This window comes from Shewanella sp. TC10 (genome assembly GCF_009663145.1).
Lineage (GTDB): Bacteria > Pseudomonadota > Gammaproteobacteria > Enterobacterales > Shewanellaceae > Shewanella.
In genome coordinates this window covers 1-1,790 of record NZ_VKHR01000129.1, presented here as the reverse complement: position 1 = coordinate 1,790, position 1,790 = coordinate 1, and the positions used below count along the sequence as shown (strand labels likewise).

General features: G+C 39.2%; 1 tRNA gene and 2 rRNA genes. All 3 read left to right on the top strand.

Features of this window, described 5'->3' with window-relative positions:
- Nucleotides 1-122 precede the first annotated feature (122 nt).
- Nucleotides 123-238 (top strand): 5S ribosomal RNA (gene rrf / locus FNZ24_RS21435).
- A gap of 49 nt (nucleotides 239-287) precedes the next feature.
- Nucleotides 288-363, top strand: a tRNA-Thr gene (locus FNZ24_RS21430).
- A gap of 18 nt (nucleotides 364-381) precedes the next feature.
- A 5S ribosomal RNA gene (rrf, locus tag FNZ24_RS21425) occupies nucleotides 382-497 on the top strand.
- Nucleotides 498-1,790: the final 1,293 nt, after the last annotated feature.

Genomic DNA, 1,790 nt, shown 5'->3' with positions numbered 1-1,790 from the left:
TAATAAAGTATCGTCATAAAATGCTCCTGCATTGATGACATCAAGTACATCCATGTACTCGAAACTCAACGAAACAGCTTTCCGAATTTCGTTAATTGCGACAGCGATTAACACCGAATTTGCTTGGTGACAATAGCATTGTGGTCCCACCTGATCCCATCCCGAACTCAGTAGTGAAACGCAATAGCGCCGATGATAGTGTGGGGTCTCCCCATGTGAAAGTAGGTCATTGCCAAGCGCCTAATTAAAGTCTTAAATTACTGATTCGTAATTTTAAGCAAGATCATGCTGATATGGCTCAGTCGGTAGAGCGCATCCTTGGTAAGGATGAGGTCCCCAGTTCGATTCTGGGTATCAGCACCATCTTTAAAACCAGATTTGTCTGGGGACAATAGCATTGTGGTCCCACCTGATCCCATCCCGAACTCAGTAGTGAAACGCAATAGCGCCGATGATAGTGTGGGGTCTCCCCATGTGAAAGTAGGTCATTCCCAGACGCCAAATATCTCTCAAAGAGAGCAAGTAGCCCGCAATCTAGATTGCGGGCTTTTTTGTGTTTGTCATTTGAACGAACGATCTAGCAGCTTATGGAAACAGGTAATGTGGTCGATATTCCCATGTAAAAGTAGGTTATTGCTAGGCGCTAAAGACCTTTCTAAGAGAGCAAGTAGCCCGCAATGTAGATTGCGGGTTTTTTGTGTTTGTCATTTGAACGAACGATCTAGCAGCTTATGGAAACAGGTAATGTGGACGATATTCCCATGTAAAAGTAGGTTATTGCTAGGCGCTAAAGACCTTTCTAAGAGAGCAAGTAGCACGCAAAGAAGATTATGTTTTTTGTTTTTCATTTGAACGAGCTATCTAGTCGCTTATGAGAACAGATAGCATGGGCATTCCCAGACACTAAATATCTCTCAAAGAGAGCAAGTAGCCCCCAATGTAGATTGCGCGCTTTTTGTCTTTGTCATTTGAATGTGCTAACTAGTCGCTTATGCGAATTGATAGTGTGGATGATATGCCCATGTATAAGTAGGTTATTCCCAGACGCCAAATATCTCTCTAAGAGAGCAAGTAGCCCGCAATGTAGATTGTGGTTTTTTTGCGTTTGAGTGTATAGGGGAGGTTATACCTGTGCTTAATTAATTTCTAGATAATAATCATTTGAATCAATATTAACTGTATAAATTAGCATAAGACTTAATCGTTAATTTTTTAGCCTAGCCAGTTATGTTTTTGCTAATGTTCAAATATGTCTTATTTCCTTCCAACGTTTATTTAAAAAGAGGCAGATTGTAGGGGGCATTGTTATTTATTTATCGAGTCGAATGTAATATTTAATATGAACTTAAATCCAGGCTATGAGGCTTTAGATTTCTATACCTTCTATACCTTCTATCTCCTTTTGGACTTGCATCTTGATAAATAAGTAAAAACAAATTTAAGTTTTACCAGTAGATTGGTGAAAGACATCTGTACATAGGTCAACACCAAAAAAAATAATTCGAATAACGTTATAAAAATGGCTGGGTTGGAAAGTCATAAACGGTCAGGATATAACTTAAATGTGGGTAAATCTGGGGATAACTTCTGCGTATCTTGTTGCTAAATGAACATGTTTAATAAAACTGAAATTAATTGAAAAAAGCCCTTGCGGTGTTTCTAAATCTGCCTATAATGCGCATCCACTGACACGGCAGAGCGCAATAGCGAAACACTGAGTCAGGTTGATTTGAGCTGGTGTTAACCACTTCAAATTAACGGCAAAAAGAAGTTTGAAAAAACACTTGACG